This is a genomic window from Heliomarina sp., assembly GCF_052826185.1.
Window position 1 is genome coordinate 1 of sequence record NZ_JBRBUI010000016.1, and the last position, 19,269, is coordinate 19,269.

The window sequence follows — 19,269 nt, forward strand, 5'->3', positions numbered from 1 at the left end:
ACCTTCGGGATCGGCGCCCGAAAGGGTGAATTCGTCGGTATGGCAGATGCCGGTGGCCTTGATCTCGACCAGAACCTCGCCCGCCTTCGGACCTTCGAGATTCACCTCCATGATTTCAAGCGGTTTGCCGGCTTCAACGGCGACTGCGGCGCGGGTTCGCATGGGCGGTTCTCCTTGGGTAAACAATTTCTGCCTTAACTGTGGCAGTTGTGAAAATTCTGCAAGATATTGTTCGATTAAATCGGGATTTGCGATGAAATTCAGTCCAGTCGGATGGTTATGCGGTCGGATGCTCCCTTTGAATCAGTGACGGTGAACGTCGAATAACCGATGCCCGGGCTCGGTATCTCGATCTCGCGCCGGTGCTGCTCGCGGGCGACCGGCGCGCCATTTGCGAGGATGAGGAACGGCGCCACGCCGCCGCGCAGCTTGATGGTCACGCCCCCGTTGCCGGACGGCAGACGCGCGCCATCCGGCGGAAAGGCCAACTCGAAACGATCCGCGCTTTCAAAGACCTCGCTGCGCGCGCGGAAGCGTTGCAGCGGCGCGGGCAGATCAGCGCTATGGGTGATGAGTGTGGCGGGCGGGGGTGGTGGCAGCCTGTCGAATTCGGGTTTCAGTCGACCGAAGGCCTCGAACAGAACCGGCGCGGCGACATCGCCGCCAAAGGCACCGGGAACCGGGGTGCCGTCAGGGCGGCCCATCCAGACGCCGATCACATGACGTCCGTCAAAACCGATCGCCCAAGTGTCGCGGTGCCCATAGGAGGTCCCGGTCTTGTAGGCCAGTACCCCGGCCCGCGCACCGGGGGGAGGGGGCAGCCCGGCAAGGATGTTTCCGACTTGCCAAGCCGCTTCGGGAGAGAGCAAACGGGTCGAATTGCTGCGATGCGGCATAGATTCTTCGCTGCGCAGCGAAACGGCCTCTCCACCGCGTGCGAGTGCAGCATAAAGCTGTACGAGATCATGCAGGCTGATGCCCAGTCCGCCCAGCGAGATAGCGAGTCCGGGCTTGTTTCCCGGGATATGCAGGTTCGCACCAGAGCGCTCGAGCGCAGCGGTAATCCGCGCCGGACCGAGCGCGTCGGTGAGCTTTACCACCGGGATATTCAGCGATTGCTGCAGTGCAGTGCGAACGCGGATATCGCCACGAAACTGGCCGTCGAAATTCTGCGGCGCATAGGTGCCGAACTGGACGGGACCGTCGTGGATCAGGGTTTCGGGATGCGCCAAGCCCTGATCGAAGGCCAGCCCGTAGATCAGCGGTTTCAGCAGCGAGCCGGGTGAACGGATCGCGCGGGTCATATCGACGAAGCCGTCGCGCTGCGCCGCGCCGCTGTAACCGGGGGAGCCGACCGAAGCGAGAACCCGGCCGCTTTGATGATCGGCGACGATCAGCGCCGCCGAGATGTGAGAGCCGGCGCGTCGGGCGGCATCACGCACGAGGTCCTCCATGCGCGACTGAATTTGCGCGTCCAACGTCAGGTCAAGGCGCAGGGTACCATCGCGCAGGCGGTCGGCCAGATGCGCGGCCAGTTGCGGGAAGGGACGCTGGCGGTCGGGCAGCGCTTCATCGCGATCAGTGGTGCGTGGCAAGATACCCTCTCCTGCGAGCCGGTCGAGCACCCGGTTGCGGGCCGCGAGCGCCACGTCGGGGTGACGGTCGGGCCGACGGCTTTCGGGCGATTGCGGCAGGGCGATCAGCAGCGCCGCCTGCGCTGAAGTCAGGCGTTTGGGTTCCTTGCCAAACCAAGCGAGCGCTCCGGCGCGAATGCCTTCGAGATTGCCGCCAAAGGGCGCATGGGTCAGGTAGAGATCGAGGATGCGATCTTTGTCCAGCCGCCGTTCCAAGGCCAGCGCCACACGCATTTGGCGCAGCTTGCCAGCCCATCTGCCAGTCGGGCCGTCTTCGATGAGCCGGGCCACCTGCATGGCCAGGGTCGAGCCGCCGGAAACCGTCTGCCCGTTCGCGATAGCCTGTCCGAAAGCGCGCAGCAGGGCCAGCGGATCGACGCCCCGGTGGCTGGCAAAGCGGCGGTCCTCGTAGCGGACCAGCATCCGGATATAGGCAGGGTCCACTTCGGACGCGGTCACCGGCAAGCGCCAGAGGCCGTCACCCACTTGAAACGCGCGCAGCAGCACGCCGTTGCGGTCTCGTATCTCTGGCGAGGTCTCGGCAAGCACCGGAGGCAGGACGGTCGCATCGACCCAGCGGTCGAAGGCATCCCGGCCGGCCCCTGCCATCCCCAGCAGCACCACGGCCGCAAAAAGTAGCCGCGCGGGATTACGCATCGACCCAACCTTCCCAGAGGCCGGGATAGCTGAGGACAAAGCCGCTGTCGTGAACCTTCAGCTCGGCGGTGAAACCGGGTGAGGAATAGGCGAAATGCTCCGGGCCGGTGCGCGCATAGCTTTGATCTAGCGGCTTCAGCGCATCCAGTTCCGGCACAAGCCATGCGGCGCTGACGTTGATCGGCGCGGGGCTGTCGATGGACAAGCGGCGCAGCGGCAGAAGGTTCGTCGCGGGGGTAAAGCTGAGGTCGATGTCGCGGGCGAAATCAAGTGCGCGCTGTGGCTTGTCGTTCAGGAACCAGCCAGAGGCATGGCGCTGGATGCGGATTTTGATACTGTCCCCCGCACGTGAGCCGACGACATCGGCCGAGAGAGTCGACCAGTCCTCGTCGCAGCGCACGGCATAGATCAGAGAGGTTTCGATCTCTTTCTCCAGCCACTTCGCCTGCCCGCTCAGCATCCAGCCGTGGTCGAGCCGCGACAGGGTGCAGCGGTCGGTCCCGTTATGGTCGAGCCGTCGCCAGTTTGCCATCGCGAGCCCGGTCATTCGGAAACCGTGATCTGGCTGGTGGACGTGCGGGCCCGGTAGCGGGGGCGGTACATGTCCTCGACCGAGGCGGCGGGATGGTGGAAGGTTCCCGGTGTTACGGCGCGCGCGATATAGGCGAGCGTCACCGGACGTGTGTTGCGCATATCGACGGCAAAGACAAAGCGGTCGCTGCGGAATTCGCTGTGCTCGGCTTCTGAGAGGTCAAGCCAACTGAGCGCGCCGATATCGCCTGAACGCAGCAGGTTGGGGTTGTCGATCTCGACACCGGCGGGGAGCGGATCGTCGACGATCAGCCGCGCTTCGGCCCCTTCGAATGGTGTCACCCTCAGAACGGTCACAAAACGCTCGCCCACAGCAAAGCTGTCACCGTCAAGCGGTTGGCCCTCAAGATCATAGAAGCTGCGTTCGATGCTGTAGCCGGTGCCACCGGCATCGGGCGGGGTGATCGGAATGCCCGAGGTGGTCAGGGTGATCTCGGTCGCCTGCCCGTCTTCGGTGCTGAGCGAGAGGCTATCCGCGCTGTCCTGTTCGAGGATTTCGACAAAGGGGCCGTTCACCGGCGCGCCATTGACCCGCAGGCCCGATCCGCCGGGCCGGTCGATCAGCGCCTTTGCCGCCATGAGCGACCACGCGGATTCCTGGGTCGAGAGCCTCTCGGGAGAAGTGGTGACGCGGATGGTCAGCGCCTCGGCATCGACGGCGGTGCTGCCCGCTTCGGTTGCCAGCGCCAGAACGGCGGCGCTGTCCCGCAGCGTGGTGCCGTAATCCGCGCGCCAGACCGGGGCATCGTTATCTGTCCGCGCCAGACGGTTGGCCGCGCGGGTAAACATTGCATCGGCGCGGGTCTGGTCGCCATAGGCGGCAAGCGCGGCGCCGATCTGGGCGACGGCCAGCGGTGTGGCGAAATCGTCGGCTTTCACATCGGCATAGTAGCGCAGGTCACCCATGGCCGCCGCGCCTTCACGGGCGAGGACCAGCAGCGCATAGGCGATGTCTTCGCCGCCGTTTTCAAAATCGGGCGCGTAATTTACCCGGTTGCGAAGATTATCCATTGCCATCCGAAAGGCGATATCTGGCACGCTATGACCTTCGGCACGGGCGCGGCTAAGGAAATCGGCGACATAGGCATCCAGCCAGAAGTCGCCGGATTCGGCGCGCCACAGACCAAAGGCGCCGTTCGGGCTTTGCCGCGTCAACACGCGGGCTATGGCCGCATCAATACGGTCTTCGATGTCGGCGGCGGTGCCAAGCCCGGTCGCCTCGGCCACCGATGACAGGTAGAGCAGCGGCATCGCCTGCGAGGTCACCTGTTCGGTGCAGCCATAGGGATATCGGTCAAGCGCGTCGAGCAGGCCGGGCGCGTCGAACCGGGCCAGCGGACCGGCAGAGATCATCGCCTTGCCGGTGCCGGGCTTCATTTCCGCAAAGACGTCGCTCGTGAACTCAAAGGCATCTCCGGCAGAGAGGGTAAACCGGCGGGTCTGCGAGATGACCGGGTCATTCGCCCGCACTGGCAGACGCAGGGTCTGGCGCAGGATCGTGCCATCGGGCGTGGTCAGCACCACGTCAAAGCTCGGATCGCCAACGGTGCTGGCGCTGACCGGCACGGTAAAGGAGGCTTTGGCCTTGTCGGCCAGATCAAATGGTGCCGGAGCGGTGCCGATATTCAGCCCTTCGCCGATATTTTCGATGGTCAGCCGCATCTGGCCAGTGGGGCCATCGGCATGGGTGACGTCCAGCAGGATACGGCTCTCGTCGCCGGGCGCGAGGAAACGCGGGACGGAGGCATTCACCACGACCGGATCGCGGACCGTCATGTCGCGTTCGGCCTTACCGACCGCATCGCGCGACCATGCCACCGCCATCAGGCGCACGGTACCGTTGAAGGCGGGGAGGTCGATTGTCACCTCTGCCGCGCCGTCCGGTCCGACCTGCACCGGGCCGGAGAATTGCGCCATGAGGTCCTGCGTTGGCGGGGGCGATTGCAGCCGCGCGCCCTGATCCGCGTCGCCGCCCGAGCGGACCACGCCCATCGCGCCATTGCCGGGGTCGATCAGGCGACCGTAGATATCCCGCATCTCGACCCCGAGACGGCGCTGGCCAAAGTAATAGGCAGAGGGATCGGGGCTATCAAATCCGGTCAGGTTGAGGATGCCAAGATCGACGGCGGCCAGCGTCAGCCAGACCTCTTCGCCTTCGGGCGCGTCAGCGATGGTGACGCTTACGGTCTGCGATTGACGGGGTCTTGCGACATCGGGTGCGTCAATGGAGACGGCCAGTTGCTTGTCACCGGGGGCGATGGCCGCATGGGCAATGCCAAGGCTGCGGGGCGGCGTCTGGTCACCCGTCTCTTGCATCGGCCGCAACACGGTGGCCGTGACATATGCACCGGTTCCCCAGTCTTCGGTCACTTCCAGTGGGACGGTCGAGGCGCCCTCGGCAAGTTCAACGACCTGCCGGGCGATCACGTGGTTCGAAACGACCGAGATCAGCGCGGTGCCCGGCGCGCGCGGCACCAGCCGCAGCATGGCGGTGTCGCCGATGGTGTAATCCGCGCGGTCGAGCGACATTTCCAGCCGGTCCGGCGTGTCGGCGCTTTTGTCGCCGCCATACCATCCGGCGGAGAAGCTGACGGAACTGGCCGTGTAAGTGCCATCGATGCGTTCGACGATCAGTTCGTATTCGCCCCAGTCCACGGTTTCGGCCAGTTCCAGCGGCACGTCGCTTAGGCTGGCTTCGCCGGTCGCGATGCGAGTGCGGCGGGTTGTGGGTTCCCAGTTCCAGTTGCCGTATTGCTGATACCATTGATAGCGGGTTTCCACGCGGTTCAGGGTCCATTTGACCTGCATCGCCTGCGGGGACAGATCGGGCGCAAGGCCGATCAGGTTGAACCGTGCCTGCTGGCCTTCACCCAGAACATCGTCGAACAGGGGTTTGATCCCGATAACAGGGCTGTCGGGCAGCACTGGAGCGGTCAGGCGGCGTTCCACCGGGCGGGCCGCGCCATCGGCGACGCGGGCAATGATGGTCAACTCCTGCGGCCGTTCGGCGCTGGCCGGGTCGGGGAGTTCGACGGGAAAGCTGGCCTTGCCCTGTGCATCGGTGAGTCCGCCCGAGAAATAGCGCGCGCGGGGCGAGCTGTCTTCGTCATGTCGGCCAAAGCGATAGCCGGGCCAGCCCTCAAGCTCAGTCGCGGCGGTCAGTATCGCTTCGCCTTCGACGGTCAGGTCGGCACCGGGCGCGCCAAAGAGGTAGCGTGCGTCAAGCGTCAGGGTCGGTGTAGAGCCGAGCCGGACAGGGCCGTCGGCAAGGGCAAGGTCATAGTCGATCCGCTCGGGGATGAAATCCTCGACCAGCAGGGTCTGGCTTGCCACCGGTTCCGCATCGGGGGCGGTGCGGATCGTAAGGCGCCATGTGCCGCGCGGCACGGTGGGGCCGGTCGGAAAGTCGAAGACATGGCCGCCAAGATACCCGCCGTCCGAAATCTGGCGGCTGTATTCCACCCCATCGGGTCTGGTCAGGATCGCGATCAGCGGCAGGCCCTCGATCGCAGCGATTTCGGCGTCGCGCGACAGAACGGTCGCGTGGATGGTTTCGCCGGCGCGATAGGCGCCCCGGTCGGTGGTCAGGAAAACGTCGACGGGGCCCGCGGGCGCGCGCCCCTCAACCCCGCGATCCGACAGGTCAAAGGCCGGATCGGTAAGCGACAGGAACCCCATGTCGCTGTCGCCATCCTCGGCCAGCAGCAGGGCCGGGGCGGCGGCATCCATGCCACGTGTCAGGCCGGGTTCGAAGCGCGCCATCCCGTCGGCGTCGGTGGTGGCAGTCGCCAGCACTGCGTTCGCGCGCGAGACCAGGCGGAGTGTTACACCCTCGCGGGGCTGGGCGTCGGACAATCCGCGCAGGGACACATGCAGCCCGTCGGTGCCGGATACTGTCGATATCCCCAGATCGGAGAGCACGAACCATTGCGTGGCCGAGGGGCTGTCATCGGGGTTGACGCCACTGACACGGGCGGTCAGCGCGTAGATGCCGGGAGCCTGACCTGCGATGGCCTCGCCCATCGGCAGGCGGGTGGTCATGTCGCGGTTCAGCTCGCTCTGAACTTCGGCGGTGCCGGTCCAGATCTCTTCGGCTATATCGGTGGAAAAGCTTTCGAGCTGCCATTGCGACAGGGGGCGGCCGAAATATTCTTCTTGCATGGTGCGCAGCAGGTTGCGGTCGCTGACGCGACGCAGGGTCAGGTCGAGCTTGCCTGTATTGACCGTCTCGACCGGCAGGGCGGCACTGGCGGATTTTGGCAGCACATAGGCGCGGCCCGGAAAGCTGACGCCGGGCGAGCGGTCGCGGACATATTGCGTGACCTCGACCGATTTGGCGAGGGTCTCGCCGCTGGCGGCGGGCAGACCCTGCCGCAGGGTGAGGCGGTAGCGCTGGCCATGTTCCACCCCGTCGACGCAAAGCTGCGCATCCTCGACCTGAACGACAAGGGTAGCATCGCCGGTCTGCACATAGGGTTCGTAATCCACACCCGCCTTCACCAGCGGTTCAGAGAACTGGGCGCAGATGCGCGGTGTGGCGCTGTCACTTTCAACCGAGGTATCCGTCACGCGGAATCCGTATTGCCCGACGGCCCGGTCAAGCGTGGTGCTGATGTCGTCGCGGGGCTGTTCGCTGAGCGCAAGCCGCAGCGCCGGAATCATGTCGCGCCCGCGCCCGAGCGCCTCTAGCGCCTCGGCCAGTGTTGCCATCGACGTGGCGCGGCCCGCTTCGTTTTCGCCCCGAAGATAGCCGTTGATCGCAGCGCTGGTCGCGCGGGTCTGGTAGTTGCGCCGGTCGTTGCGGTTATCGGTTTCAATATCCAGCAGCAGGCGCGCGTATTCGTTCCAGAGATCGGCCCGGTCCGACAGGGCAAGCGCCGCGCCGGTCCATGCCATCGCCTGCACCGTGTTGCCCTGCGCACGGCGGTCGCGGGCGTTCGAGAGCATGGTTTCAAGATCTTCGCCATTGCCCGCGTGACCGAGCCCAAGTTCGCGGCCTTGCAGCAGGGCGCGGCTCAGATCTTCTTCGCCAAGGAAAGCCAGCGCAGGCCGGCGTGTCTCACCGGCGCGGACGACCGACGGGCTGTTGATCAGCTTGACCGCGGAAAAGGCACCGGCAAAGGCGCTTCGTTCGGTGACGCCACGCTTGGGAAAGCAGGCGTTCGAGCGTGTATTGAAGGTGAAAGCGTTGCATTCGGTATTGGCGGAGCACGCGCGAACGCAACTTGGCAGATCGGTGTCGAACAGGTTGTCGAGATCGGCGCCGTAGAAATCGGTATCGCGGGTCGCGAAATAGCGGAAATCCGGAATCAGGGATTGCGCCGTGGCCGGCACTGTCAGGGACAAAATCGTTAGAAAGCCAATCAAAATGAGTTTGGCGAAACGCATCATAAAAATATCTCCATTCCAATACACTTCAGGGTCGCATTTAAGAGCGTCACTGGCAAGAACCCGTGCTGTCACATCCCGTTTAAGCCCATATTCACCTGAGCGCCCGATGCTGCGCTTTGTGTGATGCATTTCAGGATCGGGGCGGAGCGATAAGGCCATGAGCCTTGCAACAAAACTTGCCGAGGAACGCCGTGCGCGACTGGCGGCGGAACGAATGCTTGAGCTCAAGCAGGCCGAGCTTTCCGCCGCCAACCGAAAGCTGGGCCGCCATGCGCTGGCGCTGACGAAACGCATCGGCGAAACCCAGGCCGAGGTGGCGACGGTCCGGGTTGAAAATGAAAAGGTCAAATCTGACCTGACCGTCGCCAACCGCAAGGTCATGATCGCCGAGCAACGGCTTTGGGAGTCCTTTCAGACGATTCAGGACGGGTTTGCCGTTTTCGATGCCGACGGGCGGATGATCGGTGCCAATTCTGCCTATTTCCGGGTTTTCGGCGGGCTGGATGAGGTCGCGCCGGGCATTCCCTATTCCCGCATCCTGCAACTGCTTACCGATGAGGGGCTGGTTGATACGCAGGATCTGCGCCCGGCGGAATGGCGGGCGATGATGACGATGCGCTGGGAATCGCCACGCCCCGAACCGATCACATTGCGCTGGTGGAACGGCGAATACTTCAAGCTGACCGACCAGCGCGGCAAGAGCGGCGACGTGGTGACACTGGCGCAGAACATGACCGCCACCGTCCGCTATGAACAGGAGCTGAAAGCGGCCCGGGCCCATGCGGAACAGGCAAGCCGCGCGAAATCAGCGTTCCTTGCCAATATGAGCCATGAGATCCGTACGCCGATGAACGGGGTGGTCGGCATGGCCGAGCTGCTCTCGGATACCGACCTGACCGAGGAGCAGAGGCTTTATGCGGATACCATCCGCAACTCCGGCGAGGCGTTGCTCGAGATCATTAATGACGTGCTCGACTATTCCAAGATCGAGGCGGACAAGCTGGTTCTCAAACAGGAAGCCTTTGATCTTGAACGCTGCATTCACGAGCTGGTGCTGCTGCTGGCCCCGAAGGCCAAGAGCAAGGGGCTGGCGCTGGCGGCTGATTTCGACGTCTTCCTGCCGACCAAGTTCGTCGGCGACGCGGGGCGGCTGCGGCAGGTGATGACCAATCTGCTTGGCAATGCGGTCAAGTTTACCGGCCAGGGTCATGTAGTGATCCGAGTGACGGGCGTGCCGGATCACCAGGCCGGGACTTGCGATGTGCATGTCTCGATCGAGGATACCGGCATCGGTATCCCGGCAGACAAGGTCGATCACGTCTTTGGCGAGTTCAACCAGCTTGAGGATGCAAGCAATCGCCGGTTCGAAGGCACCGGGCTGGGGCTGGCCATATCCCGGCGGCTGATCAACCTGATGGGGGGCAAGGTCTGGGTCGACAGTACCGAGGGCAAAGGGAGCTGTTTCGGCTTCCAGGTGACGCTCGACCTGGATGAAGAGACCGCCGTCGATCCGCCGCGCCTGCCGGATTGCCTTAAACGGGTGCTGATCGTCGAGGACCATGAGCTGATGCGCGAGATCCTTGAAAAGCAGCTGAGCCAGCTTGGCCTGCAGGTCACCGCCTGCCAGTCCGGGGCGGAGGCGCTGGAACAGGCAGGCGACGGGTTCGACCTCGTGGTCAGCGATCACAACATGCCCGGCATGGACGGCCTTGAGTTGGCCGATTCACTGCGCTGCGAGAAAGAAATTCACACGCCGTTCCTTCTGCTCAGTTCCAACCCCGGCTATGCACAGAACGATCCGGCCTTTGTTCATGTTCAGGGGCTGTTGCAGAAACCCTACCATCGGGCCGCACTCTTTGACCGGCTTTCCGAAATCGCCGAGACGATGAAGGGCCGTGATACGGTGGCTAAACCCGAACCCGATGAAAGCGCCGAGGATCAACCTGCAACCGCGCCGCCGCCATCGGTTGTGGTCGAAGCCCGCCGGATGCGGGTATTGGCAGCCGAAGATAACAGGACCAACCAGCTGGTGTTTCGCAAAATGGTCCAGCATCTGAACGTCGAGCTTCGTTTTGCCAATAACGGGGCCGAGGCGGTCGAAGCCTATGATGAGTTTGAACCCGACCTGATTTTCATGGATATCTCAATGCCCACGATGGACGGGCGTGAGGCGACGCGCGAAATCCGCAAGCGCGAGGCCGGGGGTGACAGGCATGTGCCGATCATCGCCCTGACCGCCCATGCAATCGAGGGCGATGCCGAGGAGATCCTGTCACACGGGCTTGATCAGTTCATGACCAAGCCACTGACGAAAAAGGCTATTCAGGATCGGATCGAAGCGTTCCGACCACCGGACGCGCAACCTCCGGCCCCGGATCAGGTGACCGAAGGACGCACGAATACCGGCTTGTCCGGGGATGACAGCTCGGTGGAAAACGCATAGCCGCCCGCGTCGAAATCGCTGAGCGACGCCGGATCGGTCAGGCGGTTCTGCACGATGTAGCGGGCCATCGCGCCGCGCGCCTTCTTGGCGTAAAAGCTGACGATCTTGGGGGTGCCGTTCTTTTCTTCCATGAAGACAGGGGTAATCAGCTTGAGTTGCAGCGCGTCGAGGTCGACGGCGCCGAAATATTCCTGGCTGGCACAGTTGATCAGTGTTTCGCTTCCGGTGGCTTTGCCCTGTTCGTTCAGCGCCTTGGCGATCGTGTCGCCCCAATAGTCATAAAGCGATTTGCCGCGCGGGTTTTTCAGGCGGCTGCCCATTTCAAGCCGGTAGGGCTGGATCGCGTCCAGCGGGCGCAACACGCCGTAAAGCCCCGACAGGATCCGCAGGTGGTTCTGCGCATAGGTCATCTCATCAGGGTCGAGCGAGGCGGCCTCAAGCCCTTGATAGGTGTCGCCCGCAAAAGCAAGCGCGGCGGGACGGGTTTCCTCATCATCGGGCGCGTCACTGAAATCGCGAAAGCGTTCGACGTTCAGCCTGGCCAGATCGGGGCTGATATGCATCAGCTTTTCAAGATCGCTCTGCGTCAGGTCACGGGCGGTCCCGGCCAGCGCATTCGCATCGCTCAGAAAGGCGGGCGTTGTCGTTTCGACGTCGCGCGCGGTCCAGTCCAGCTTTTTCGCCGGAGAAATCACGACAAGCATGTCTACCCCACTTTTGTTCCCCGGCGCAGGGCATAGCCCCGGCGAGCGGTAGGTTCAACCGGCGATGTTCCGGCGCTCAGCCCGCCATGCGCAGAACGTCGAGGAAAGCAGCGCCAAAGCGTTCCGCCCGGCGTTCGCCCAGCAGCTTTTCCAGCGTTCTTTCATCGTCGCTGCGCATCTGCGCGACCTTGGCGAGCATTGATGCCGAGCAGCTCAGCGGTTTGTCGGCACCGGTTTCGCCGCGGCTCAGCTCGGCCTGAACTTCGAGCAGACGGTCATAGACCGATCCCGCCGAGCGACCGGCCAGCTTGCGCCGTGCTGGATGCAGGGCCTCGCTCGCACCGGTGATGACTTCGAGGAAGGTCGCGCCATAACTTTCCAGTTTTTTGGCGCCCACGCCGCTGATCTTGGCCATCTGGTCGAGCGTAGCGGGCCGCGTTTCCGCCATTTCGATCAGGGTCTTGTCGGTAAAGATGACATAGGCGGGCACGCGGGCGTTTTCTGCCAGCGCGCGGCGTTTCGCCTTGAGCGCGGAAAGCAGCGGCGCGTCTTCTTCATTCACCAGTTCGCGGACGGCAGGACGGCGGGTGGCGGATTTGCTCAGCACGTCCTTTCGTAGGGTGATCTCGGCCTCGCCGCGCAGGATCGGGCGGGCGGCATCGGTCATCCGCAGCGCGCCATGGCGTTCCGGATCGGGCCGCACGAGGTCATGGCCCATCATCTGCCGGAACACGGCCTGCCATTGCCGCCGGTCATAATCGGTGCCCACCCCATAGGTCGGCAGCTGGTCGTGGCGGCGGGCCAGAACCTTGTCGGTTTCGGTGCCGGTCAGGATGTCGATCAGATGGCCTGCGCCGAACCATTCCTCGGTCCGCAGGATCGCCGAAAGCGCCTTGCGCACGGCAGTTGTGGCGTCGAAGACCTCGGGCGGGCTGTCACACAGATCGCAATTGCCGCAGGGTTCAGCGGTCTCGCCGAAATAGCCAAGCAGCTTGCGGCGACGGCATTCCAGCGCCTCGGCTAACCCAAGCAGGGCGTTGAGCCGCCCGTGATCCGCGCCGCGGCGTTCAGGCGGGGCAAGGCCTTCGTCGATCTGCGAGCGGCGCAGGCGAATGTCGTCGGGGCCGTAGAGCGTCAGCGTTTCCGCAGGGCCGCCATCGCGCCCGGCGCGGCCGATTTCCTGGTAATAGGCTTCGATGGATTTGGGCAGGTCCGCATGGGCGACCCAGCGGATGTCGGGCTTGTCCACGCCCATGCCGAAAGCGACCGTGGCGACCACGATCAGACCGTCCTCACGCGCAAAGCGGGTTTCCACGATGCGGCGATCCTCGGCCTCCATCCCGCCGTGGTAGTGGCAGGCATTATGGCCTTCCTTGCGCAGGGCATCGGCCAGTGCCTCGGTCTTGGCGCGGGTGCCGCAATAGACGATGCCGGATTGGCCCTTGCGGGCGGCGGCAAAGCTCAGGATCTGCTGACGCGGGCTGTTCTTGGCGGCAAAGGCAAGGTGGATATTGGGGCGGTCGAAGCCGTGGAGGAATTTTTCTGGCGCTTCACCGTCAAAAAGTTTTTCGACGATTTCAACCTGCGTTTCCTGATCGGCGGTCGCGGTGAAGGCGGCCAGCGGCACGTCGAGCGCGCGGCGCAGTTCGCCGATGCGCAGGTAGTCGGGGCGGAAATCATGGCCCCACTGGCTGACGCAATGGGCCTCGTCCACGGCGATCAGGCGCACGTTGATACGGCGGAGCATTCCCAGCGCGGCACCGGCGGCCAGCCGTTCGGGAGCGATGTACAGAAGTTTGAGATCCCCGCGTTCCAGCGACTCCCACACGGCATCGGTTTCTTCGGGCGTATTGCCCGAGGTCAGCGCCCCGGCGTTCACCCCCGCCTCTTGCAGGGCGCGGACCTGATCGCGCATCAGCGCGATCAGCGGGGAAATGACAACGGTAACCCCGTCACGCAGCAGGGCGGGCAGTTGAAAGCAAAGCGATTTGCCGCCGCCCGTGGGCATGATGGCCAGCACGTTCCGCCCCGAAGCGACTGCGTTTACGATTTCTTCCTGACCGGCGCGAAACGCGTCGAATCCAAAGACGTCGCGCAACAGCGCCTTGGCGTCGGGCATTGGTGGGGGCCTCGTATGGGTTCTTGTTTATCTGCTCTTAGAGGGCACTTTCCCACACTAAGATTCAGTGAACAAGAGTCCGTTGCCGGTTTTACCACCACATCATCGGGTTAGGCCGAAATTCACCGCTAGATGCGGTGGTTCGTCGCCGCGATCCTAGATAAAGCCAAAGATCGAGGGCAGCACGTATTCGCGCAGGGAAATCACGATGATGATCGCCACCAGTGGCGCCAGATCGAGCGGGTGGGTATTGGGCAGGATACGGCGGATCGGCTGGTAGATGGGTTCAAGCAGGCGATTCAGACTGTACCAGATCTGCGCGACGAGTTGCTGATTGAGGTTCAGAACCTGAAAATTGATCAGCCAGCTCATGATGATGTGCACGATCATCACGAAATAGACGACGCTCAGAATGAGTTGGAGGGGTCCGTAAATCGCCATCATGGCCGTATTCTCCGCTGGTTTTTTCCCACCTAAGGGCACTTGCCCACAAGAGCAAGGGTCAGAGGTGCTTGATCGGCGCGCCGGTTCGCTGTCTTATCGCAAAAAAATCATTAAGGGGCGGTTATGGCAAAGATTTCGCGGCGCAAGCGCATCTGGGGCTGGTGGTTCTTTGACTGGGCAAGCCAGCCTTTTCATACGCTGCTGGTGACGTTCATCTTCGGTCCCTATTTTGCGGGGGTGGCTGCCGATTTCTATCTGGGCAGCGGGCTTGATGAAAAGGCGGCAGACGCGCAGGCACAGGCCACATGGTCGGTTTGCCTTGCCGTGAGCGGGCTTTTTATCGGGTTCTGCGCGCCCGTCATCGGGGCGCTTGCGGATATCTCCGGTCGGCGCATGCGCTGGATCGTTATGTTCTCGCTTATGTATTTCGTCGGCGCTGCAGCGCTCTGGGGGCTTGAGCCGGATGGACAGGCGATCTGGTGGATCGTTTTCGCCTTTGGAGTCGGCTTCGTCGGCGCGGAATTTGCGCTGATCTTCATCAACTCGCAGCTTCCCGATCTCGGTACTTCGGAGGAGGTTGGCGAGATTTCCGGCTCGGGCTTTGCCTTTGGCTATCTCGGCGGGCTGGTCGCGCTGATCCTCGTGCTGGTGCTGCTTGTCGAGCAGAGCAACGGCAAGACACTGGCCGGGCTCGATCCGATCTTTGGGCTGGATGCCGGGCAAATGGAAGGCACTCGTGCGGTCGGTCCCTTTACCGCGATCTGGTTCGCGCTGTTCATGATTCCCTACTTCCTGTGGTTCCGCGAACGTCCGCGCACCGGGCAAAGGGCGACGATTACAGGGGCCGTCCGGCTGGTTATCGTTTCGATTTCAAAACTCAGGGCGCGGCGTAGCCTTGGGTTTTACCTGGGCTCGTCGATGTTCTACCGCGACGCGTTGAACGGGCTTTATGGGTTCGGTGGCGTCTATGCGCGGCTGGTGCTGGACTGGGAGATCACGCTGATTGGCGTATTTGGTATCATCTCGCTGATCTCCTCGGCGCTGTTTTCCTGGCTGGGTGGCAAGCTGGATAAACGGCTGGGGCCCAAGCCGGTGATCATCGGGTCGATCCTGATCCTGATCCTTGTCTGCGTGCTGATCGTCGGCATGTCGCGAGAGCAGATCTTTGGCATTGCGCTGACCGAAGGTTCACTGGTGCCGGATATCATCTTTTTTGGCTGCGGCGTGCTGATCGGCGGTTTGGGCGGAGTGCTGCAATCGGCCAGCCGGTCGCTGATGGTACGTCACACCGACCCGAATTACCCGACCGAGAATTTCGGGCTTTACGGGCTGTCGGGCCGGGCGACCGCCTTTATCGCGCCGACGCTGATTGGCGTGACCACTGCCGCAACCCAAAGCGCCCGACTTGGCGTTTCGCCTGTCATCGGGCTTTTCGTCCTCGGGTTGTTTCTGCTAGCCTGGGTCAAAGCCGAAGGAGACCAGACCTGATGCGCCTAGCCCGCCTGACCGCCCTACTTTCCCTGATCGTGAGTTTTGCCCTGCCAGCCACGGCTGAACCGCTGGCCAAGCAGTTGTTCGGGGCCAAAACGCTGCCCTCGCGGCAGGTGCCCGCCGCCTATGGCAGTTATGCCAAGGGCTGTATGGCCGGGGCGGTGCAACTGCCCGAAACCGGGCCGACATGGCAGGCGATGCGCCTGTCGAGAAACCGCAACTGGGGCCAGCCCGAGACGCTTGATTTCATCCGGGATCTGAGTGCTTTCGCGGCCAAGCAACCGGGATGGCAGGGGCTTTATATCGGAGACATCAGCCAGCCGCGCGGCGGGCCGATGATTTCGGGGCACAGCAGTCACCAGCTTGGTCTTGATATAGACATCTGGATGCTGCCGCCCTCACGCCTGAACCTTACCCGGTCCGAGCGCGAAAACATTTCGTCGATCTCGATGCAGCGGGCCAAGGGCGCCTATGTCAATGACAGCTGGAGCCGCGTCCATCACGAGGTGCTCAAGGCAGCCGCCAGCGACCCGCGCGTGGCGCGGATCTTTGTGTTTCCCGGCGCAAAGGTGCAGATGTGCAAGGATGAAAAGGGCAACCGCAAATGGCTGAACAAGATCCGGCCATGGTGGGGGCACCACTATCATTTCCACGTGCGCCTTGCCTGCCCCAAGGGGATGCGCGGCTGCGTCAATCAGGATCCGCCCCCGCAGGGCGATGGCTGTGCGGATGCGCAGCAATGGGTGAACAATATCCTGAGCCCGCCGCCGCCCAAGCCGCGCGATCCGAATGCGCCCGCGCCGAAACCGCGCCGGGAATACGTGCTGGCCGACCTGCCGCAGCAATGTGTGGGCGTTTTGAAATCGCAGTAAGCCCGGCAACAAGGCTTGCCACGGGGCCGAATCCGGTCTACGAGCGCCGCTGCTTTGCCATCTGGCACGGCCAAGTCGCCGCAACCTTGTAAAAACGGGCTGAAAACATGCTTCGCACCTATTTCCCCGGCGTTATCGCCATGGCCGCCATTGTCGTGGCCTCGAATATCCTCGTCCAGTTCCTGTTCGGCCAATGGCTGACATGGGGGGCGTTCACCTATCCTCTGGCCTTTCTCGTCACCGATGTGATGAACCGCGTCTACGGCGAAAAGCCCGCGCGTATGGTCGTGCTCTGCGGCTTTGTCGTCGGTGTGATCTGCTCGCTGATCGGCACGCAGATCATGGGCGAATTCGGCCCGCTGGTTACGCTGCGCATCGCCATCGCGTCCGGCTCGGCCTTCCTTGTAGCGCAACTGCTTGACGTATCGATCTTTTCCGCGCTGCGCGGCGGTCAGTGGTGGCGCGCCCCGCTGGTCTCGACTCTGGTTGGCTCGGCCGTGGATACGATCCTGTTCTTCTCGATCGCCTTTTCTGCTGCGCTTACTTGGATCGAACCCGCAAATGACGTGTCCTGGGCCGGAGAGCCGCTGCCGCTCTTGGGCGTTGGTCCGGTTGTGCCGCTCTGGGTGTCGCTGGCCTTTGCCGACTGGCTGGTCAAGCTGTCGCTGGCCCTGATCGCGCTAATCCCGTTCCGTCTGATCGTAAGACGCCTACAGCCGGCGGCTGCCTGAAAAATGCCGCCCCGCACGTGAGCGCGGGGCGGCGGATTGCCGTGTTTCGTTAGTAGAAATACCCGCCGTAGAAGTCCTCTGTCAGCACCACCGCAAAATCATAACCGACCATTTCGACGAAATCGTCCCGCGAAAGGTCGTCGGCATCGACGTTCTTCAAAATAGCGATCTTGTCACCTTCATGCTCGATCACGGCGCCTTTCTTCGAATTCTTGAAGACGAGCTCATCATAGGTCAGGTTATTATAAAGCGAAGGATCGTAGACGCCAAAATCACGCCCCACCAGGCCGATAAAATCGGTGCCGTCCTCGAAATCCTTGATGATCGCCACACCCTTTTTCACATAGGTGGAATTGTACGGCGTCTCGATGACAAAAAGGTCTTTGCCGCCGTTGCCCTTCATCTTGTCTTTTTCGGTCTCGTAAGCATATCCGGTACCGGTGCTGGCAAAGAGGATATCATCCCCGCCGCCGCCAATGAGCTTGTCATTGCCGCCACCGCCAATAAGCACGTCGTCGCCACCCTTGCCCTTGAGCTTGTCATTGCCTTCATCGCCGCTCAGGAGGTTCGACTCGTTACTGCCGCCCAGCTTGTCGTTGCCATCGCCGCCGTACATGACGAATGAAAAATCCCCGAGACCGACGTTGAAGTTGTCATTTCCGTTCGACCCATACAGTGACTCGACGCCCGACAGGGTATCGATATCGCCGTTGGATTTCTCGATCAGCCGGTCCGACCCGTCCTTGGTCATCACCAGCCCGCCGTTGAAATTCGAATAGGTGATTTCGTCGTATTCACCCGGGGCGTTGTAGATATCCTCCCCGCCCGTGGCATAGATGTAGTGGTAGCCATCCTTGTCGAGCCGGAAGATATCGTCGCCGCCACCGCCCATCAGGGCCTGCCCGACCCAGCCAAAGTCGTGAGAGACCGTGACGCTGTTTGTCGTGATGTCGTAGGTCGCCGCCAGAAAAAGCGATTTCAGCGTGCTGTCCTCGCCGCTGCTCTCATGGTAGAAGGTGAAGGCGTCGATCAGGTCGTCCGTTGCGATCGCGCCGGATTCAACGACCATGTCGAAGAGATCCGCATTCGAGGTTGACCCATTGCTCGGCACGGGGCCGGTCGCGGAAATCGATGTCACAAAACCGCCCGCACTTTTCACCACCACCTCGAGATCCGAATAGCGGTCGGTGAATGTATGCGTGCCTCCGGACGAAGACGTCTCAAGCGATCCGCGCAGGGTGCGCGCGATGATCCCCTGCCATGTGATGGAATATGCCGTGTAGTAAGTGCTCTCGGCTTGAAGATCGACGGTAAAAGTATAAGCCATAATGCCCCCTGGTAAATGAATGCGCTGCAAAACCGCGAAATTGCGCGTCAGCAGGATGACGTTAACGGGTCAAATCCACAGGTCAAAGCCGAAATGAAGGGATTCGCGAGCTGCCTGACTTTTAGGCGGTATTTCCACGATTTTGGCTCTGGGCTAGAGATTTTGTTTGACTGAAATTTATCCTCTGGCAGCATGAAGACAGGTTTCAACAACGGAAAAGGAGGTGATCCAGTGTCTAGAAAGGTATTGGAGAGTGGTGTCGGAACAATTCGGGAGGCTGCCAGCTGAGGCAACCCTTGGCGGTAGCGCCAACCCGAAGGTGACTGAGGTCTGACTGACCCAACCTCCGAAAAACTTTCGATAAGGGCCGTCCGGCAACCGGGCGGCCCTTTTTGATCCCGATCTGAATGCCTATGGTGGCACAATGCTGCGAATTACGGATAACATCGCTATCGAGGACTGGGAGTTGACGGAGCAGTTCGTCCGCTCTTCCGGCCCCGGCGGACAGAACGTCAACAAGGTCTCGACGGCCGTCGAACTCCGCTTCGAGGCAGAGCGGTCGCCCAACCTGACGCCTGCGATCAAGACAAGACTGCGCCGCATCGCCGGTAGGCGATGGACAAGGGACGGCGCCCTCGTCATCCAGTGTGACGAAACAAGAAGCCAGGCCCGCAACCGCGCAATCGCCCGCGAACGGTTGAGCGACCTGATTCGCCAGGCGCAGACCAAGCCCAAAAAGCGCATTCCTACCAAGCCGACCAAAGGTTCTGTGCGCCGCAGACTCGACGCCAAGACGCGCCGCGGGGAAATCAAGGCGCTTCGAGGTCAGGTGGCGCGAGACTAACCCGCTAACCGGCTACCGTCA

The 19,269-nt window shown here is 62.4% G+C and carries 12 protein-coding genes and 1 pseudogene; 5 read left to right on the plus strand and 8 right to left on the minus strand.

The window, feature by feature from the left end:
* The 4 genes and pseudogenes from ACU0FH_RS03340 to ACU0FH_RS03355 form a co-directional block, all read right to left on the minus strand.
* Nucleotides 1-162, minus strand: a pseudogene (locus ACU0FH_RS03340) (S-(hydroxymethyl)glutathione dehydrogenase); the annotation flags it as partial.
* A gap of 98 nt (nt 163-260) precedes the next feature.
* Nucleotides 261-2,291 carry a penicillin-binding protein 1C gene (gene pbpC / locus ACU0FH_RS03345; protein WP_446193339.1) on the minus strand — a complete coding sequence of 677 codons (2,031 nt, stop codon included), beginning with the start codon at nt 2,289-2,291 and terminating at the stop codon, nt 261-263.
* Entirely contained in the window at nt 2,284-2,838 is a 555-nt protein-coding gene (locus tag ACU0FH_RS03350) for a putative glycolipid-binding domain-containing protein (RefSeq protein ID WP_446193340.1), read from the minus strand. Before ACU0FH_RS03350 ends, pbpC begins: the two co-directional genes overlap by 8 nt.
* Nucleotides 2,835-8,273: an alpha-2-macroglobulin family protein gene (locus ACU0FH_RS03355; RefSeq protein ID WP_446193341.1), complete on the minus strand. Its 5,439-nt coding sequence runs from the start codon at nt 8,271-8,273 to the stop codon at nt 2,835-2,837. The genes ACU0FH_RS03350 and ACU0FH_RS03355 overlap by 4 nt, the downstream gene beginning before the upstream one ends.
* A 157-nt stretch (nt 8,274-8,430) precedes the next feature.
* Here ACU0FH_RS03355 and ACU0FH_RS03360 point away from each other — a divergent pair, with 157 nt between their 5' ends.
* The gene (locus tag ACU0FH_RS03360) at nt 8,431-10,716 is read left to right on the plus strand and encodes a response regulator (protein WP_446193342.1); all 2,286 of its coding nucleotides are present in this window, start codon (nt 8,431-8,433) and stop codon (nt 10,714-10,716) included.
* Here ACU0FH_RS03360 and yaaA read toward each other — a convergent pair.
* The 3 genes from yaaA to ACU0FH_RS03375 all read right to left on the minus strand — a co-directional run bounded on the left by yaaA (nt 10,650) and on the right by ACU0FH_RS03375 (nt 13,983).
* Nucleotides 10,650-11,420 (minus strand): peroxide stress protein YaaA, encoded by a 771-nt coding sequence (yaaA, locus tag ACU0FH_RS03365; RefSeq protein ID WP_446193343.1) that lies wholly within the window; start codon nt 11,418-11,420, stop codon nt 10,650-10,652. The genes ACU0FH_RS03360 and yaaA overlap by 67 nt on opposite strands.
* Nucleotides 11,421-11,496: 76 nt before the next feature.
* Complete coding sequence (gene recQ, locus ACU0FH_RS03370; protein ID WP_446193344.1) at nt 11,497-13,539, minus strand: DNA helicase RecQ; 2,043 nt, start codon at nt 13,537-13,539, stop codon at nt 11,497-11,499.
* Nucleotides 13,540-13,695: 156 nt separating this feature from the next.
* Nucleotides 13,696-13,983, minus strand: coding sequence for a YggT family protein (locus tag ACU0FH_RS03375; protein ID WP_446193345.1), 288 nt, complete (start codon nt 13,981-13,983; stop codon nt 13,696-13,698).
* 123 nt (nt 13,984-14,106) lie between these two features.
* Between ACU0FH_RS03375 and ACU0FH_RS03380 the strand changes: the two genes are divergently transcribed.
* The 3 genes from ACU0FH_RS03380 (at nt 14,107) to ACU0FH_RS03390 (ending at nt 17,077) form a co-directional block, all read left to right on the plus strand.
* Nucleotides 14,107-15,471 carry an MFS transporter gene (locus ACU0FH_RS03380; protein WP_446193346.1) on the plus strand — a complete coding sequence of 455 codons (1,365 nt, stop codon included), beginning with the start codon at nt 14,107-14,109 and terminating at the stop codon, nt 15,469-15,471.
* Nucleotides 15,471-16,346 carry a penicillin-insensitive murein endopeptidase gene (gene mepA, locus ACU0FH_RS03385; RefSeq protein WP_446193347.1) on the plus strand — a complete coding sequence of 292 codons (876 nt, stop codon included), beginning with the start codon at nt 15,471-15,473 and terminating at the stop codon, nt 16,344-16,346. The genes ACU0FH_RS03380 and mepA overlap by 1 nt, the downstream gene beginning before the upstream one ends.
* Before the next feature lie 107 nt (nt 16,347-16,453).
* Nucleotides 16,454-17,077, plus strand: a complete 624-nt coding sequence (locus ACU0FH_RS03390) for a queuosine precursor transporter (RefSeq protein ID WP_446193348.1) — start codon at nt 16,454-16,456, stop codon at nt 17,075-17,077.
* A 49-nt stretch (nt 17,078-17,126) separates the two neighbouring features.
* Here ACU0FH_RS03390 and ACU0FH_RS03395 read toward each other — a convergent pair whose 3' ends face one another.
* Complete coding sequence (locus ACU0FH_RS03395) at nt 17,127-18,404, minus strand: calcium-binding protein (protein ID WP_446193349.1); 1,278 nt, start codon at nt 18,402-18,404, stop codon at nt 17,127-17,129.
* Nucleotides 18,405-18,828: 424 nt separating this feature from the next.
* Between ACU0FH_RS03395 and arfB the strand changes: the two genes are divergently transcribed.
* Entirely contained in the window at nt 18,829-19,248 is a 420-nt protein-coding gene (arfB, locus tag ACU0FH_RS03400) for an alternative ribosome rescue aminoacyl-tRNA hydrolase ArfB (protein ID WP_446193350.1), read from the plus strand.
* Nucleotides 19,249-19,269: the final 21 nt, after the last annotated feature.

What these genes read in the sequence shown, in the direction of transcription:
- recQ (WP_446193344.1), bottom strand. Translation starts at nt 13,539, where the DNA reads ATGCCCGACGCCAAGGCGCTGTTGCGCGACGTCTTTGGATTCGACGCG.
- ACU0FH_RS03355 (WP_446193341.1), bottom strand. Translation starts at nt 8,273, where the DNA reads ATGATGCGTTTCGCCAAACTCATTTTGATTGGCTTTCTAACGATTTTG.
- mepA (WP_446193347.1), top strand. Translation starts at nt 15,471, where the DNA reads ATGCGCCTAGCCCGCCTGACCGCCCTACTTTCCCTGATCGTGAGTTTT.
- pbpC (WP_446193339.1), bottom strand. Translation starts at nt 2,291, where the DNA reads ATGCGTAATCCCGCGCGGCTACTTTTTGCGGCCGTGGTGCTGCTGGGG.
- ACU0FH_RS03350 (WP_446193340.1), bottom strand. Translation starts at nt 2,838, where the DNA reads ATGACCGGGCTCGCGATGGCAAACTGGCGACGGCTCGACCATAACGGG.
- yaaA (WP_446193343.1), bottom strand. Translation starts at nt 11,420, where the DNA reads ATGCTTGTCGTGATTTCTCCGGCGAAAAAGCTGGACTGGACCGCGCGC.
- ACU0FH_RS03375 (WP_446193345.1), bottom strand. Translation starts at nt 13,983, where the DNA reads ATGATGGCGATTTACGGACCCCTCCAACTCATTCTGAGCGTCGTCTAT.
- ACU0FH_RS03390 (WP_446193348.1), top strand. Translation starts at nt 16,454, where the DNA reads ATGCTTCGCACCTATTTCCCCGGCGTTATCGCCATGGCCGCCATTGTC.
- ACU0FH_RS03360 (WP_446193342.1), top strand. Translation starts at nt 8,431, where the DNA reads ATGAGCCTTGCAACAAAACTTGCCGAGGAACGCCGTGCGCGACTGGCG.
- ACU0FH_RS03380 (WP_446193346.1), top strand. Translation starts at nt 14,107, where the DNA reads ATGGCAAAGATTTCGCGGCGCAAGCGCATCTGGGGCTGGTGGTTCTTT.
- ACU0FH_RS03395 (WP_446193349.1), bottom strand. Translation starts at nt 18,404, where the DNA reads ATGGCTTATACTTTTACCGTCGATCTTCAAGCCGAGAGCACTTACTAC.
- arfB (WP_446193350.1), top strand. Translation starts at nt 18,829, where the DNA reads ATGCTGCGAATTACGGATAACATCGCTATCGAGGACTGGGAGTTGACG.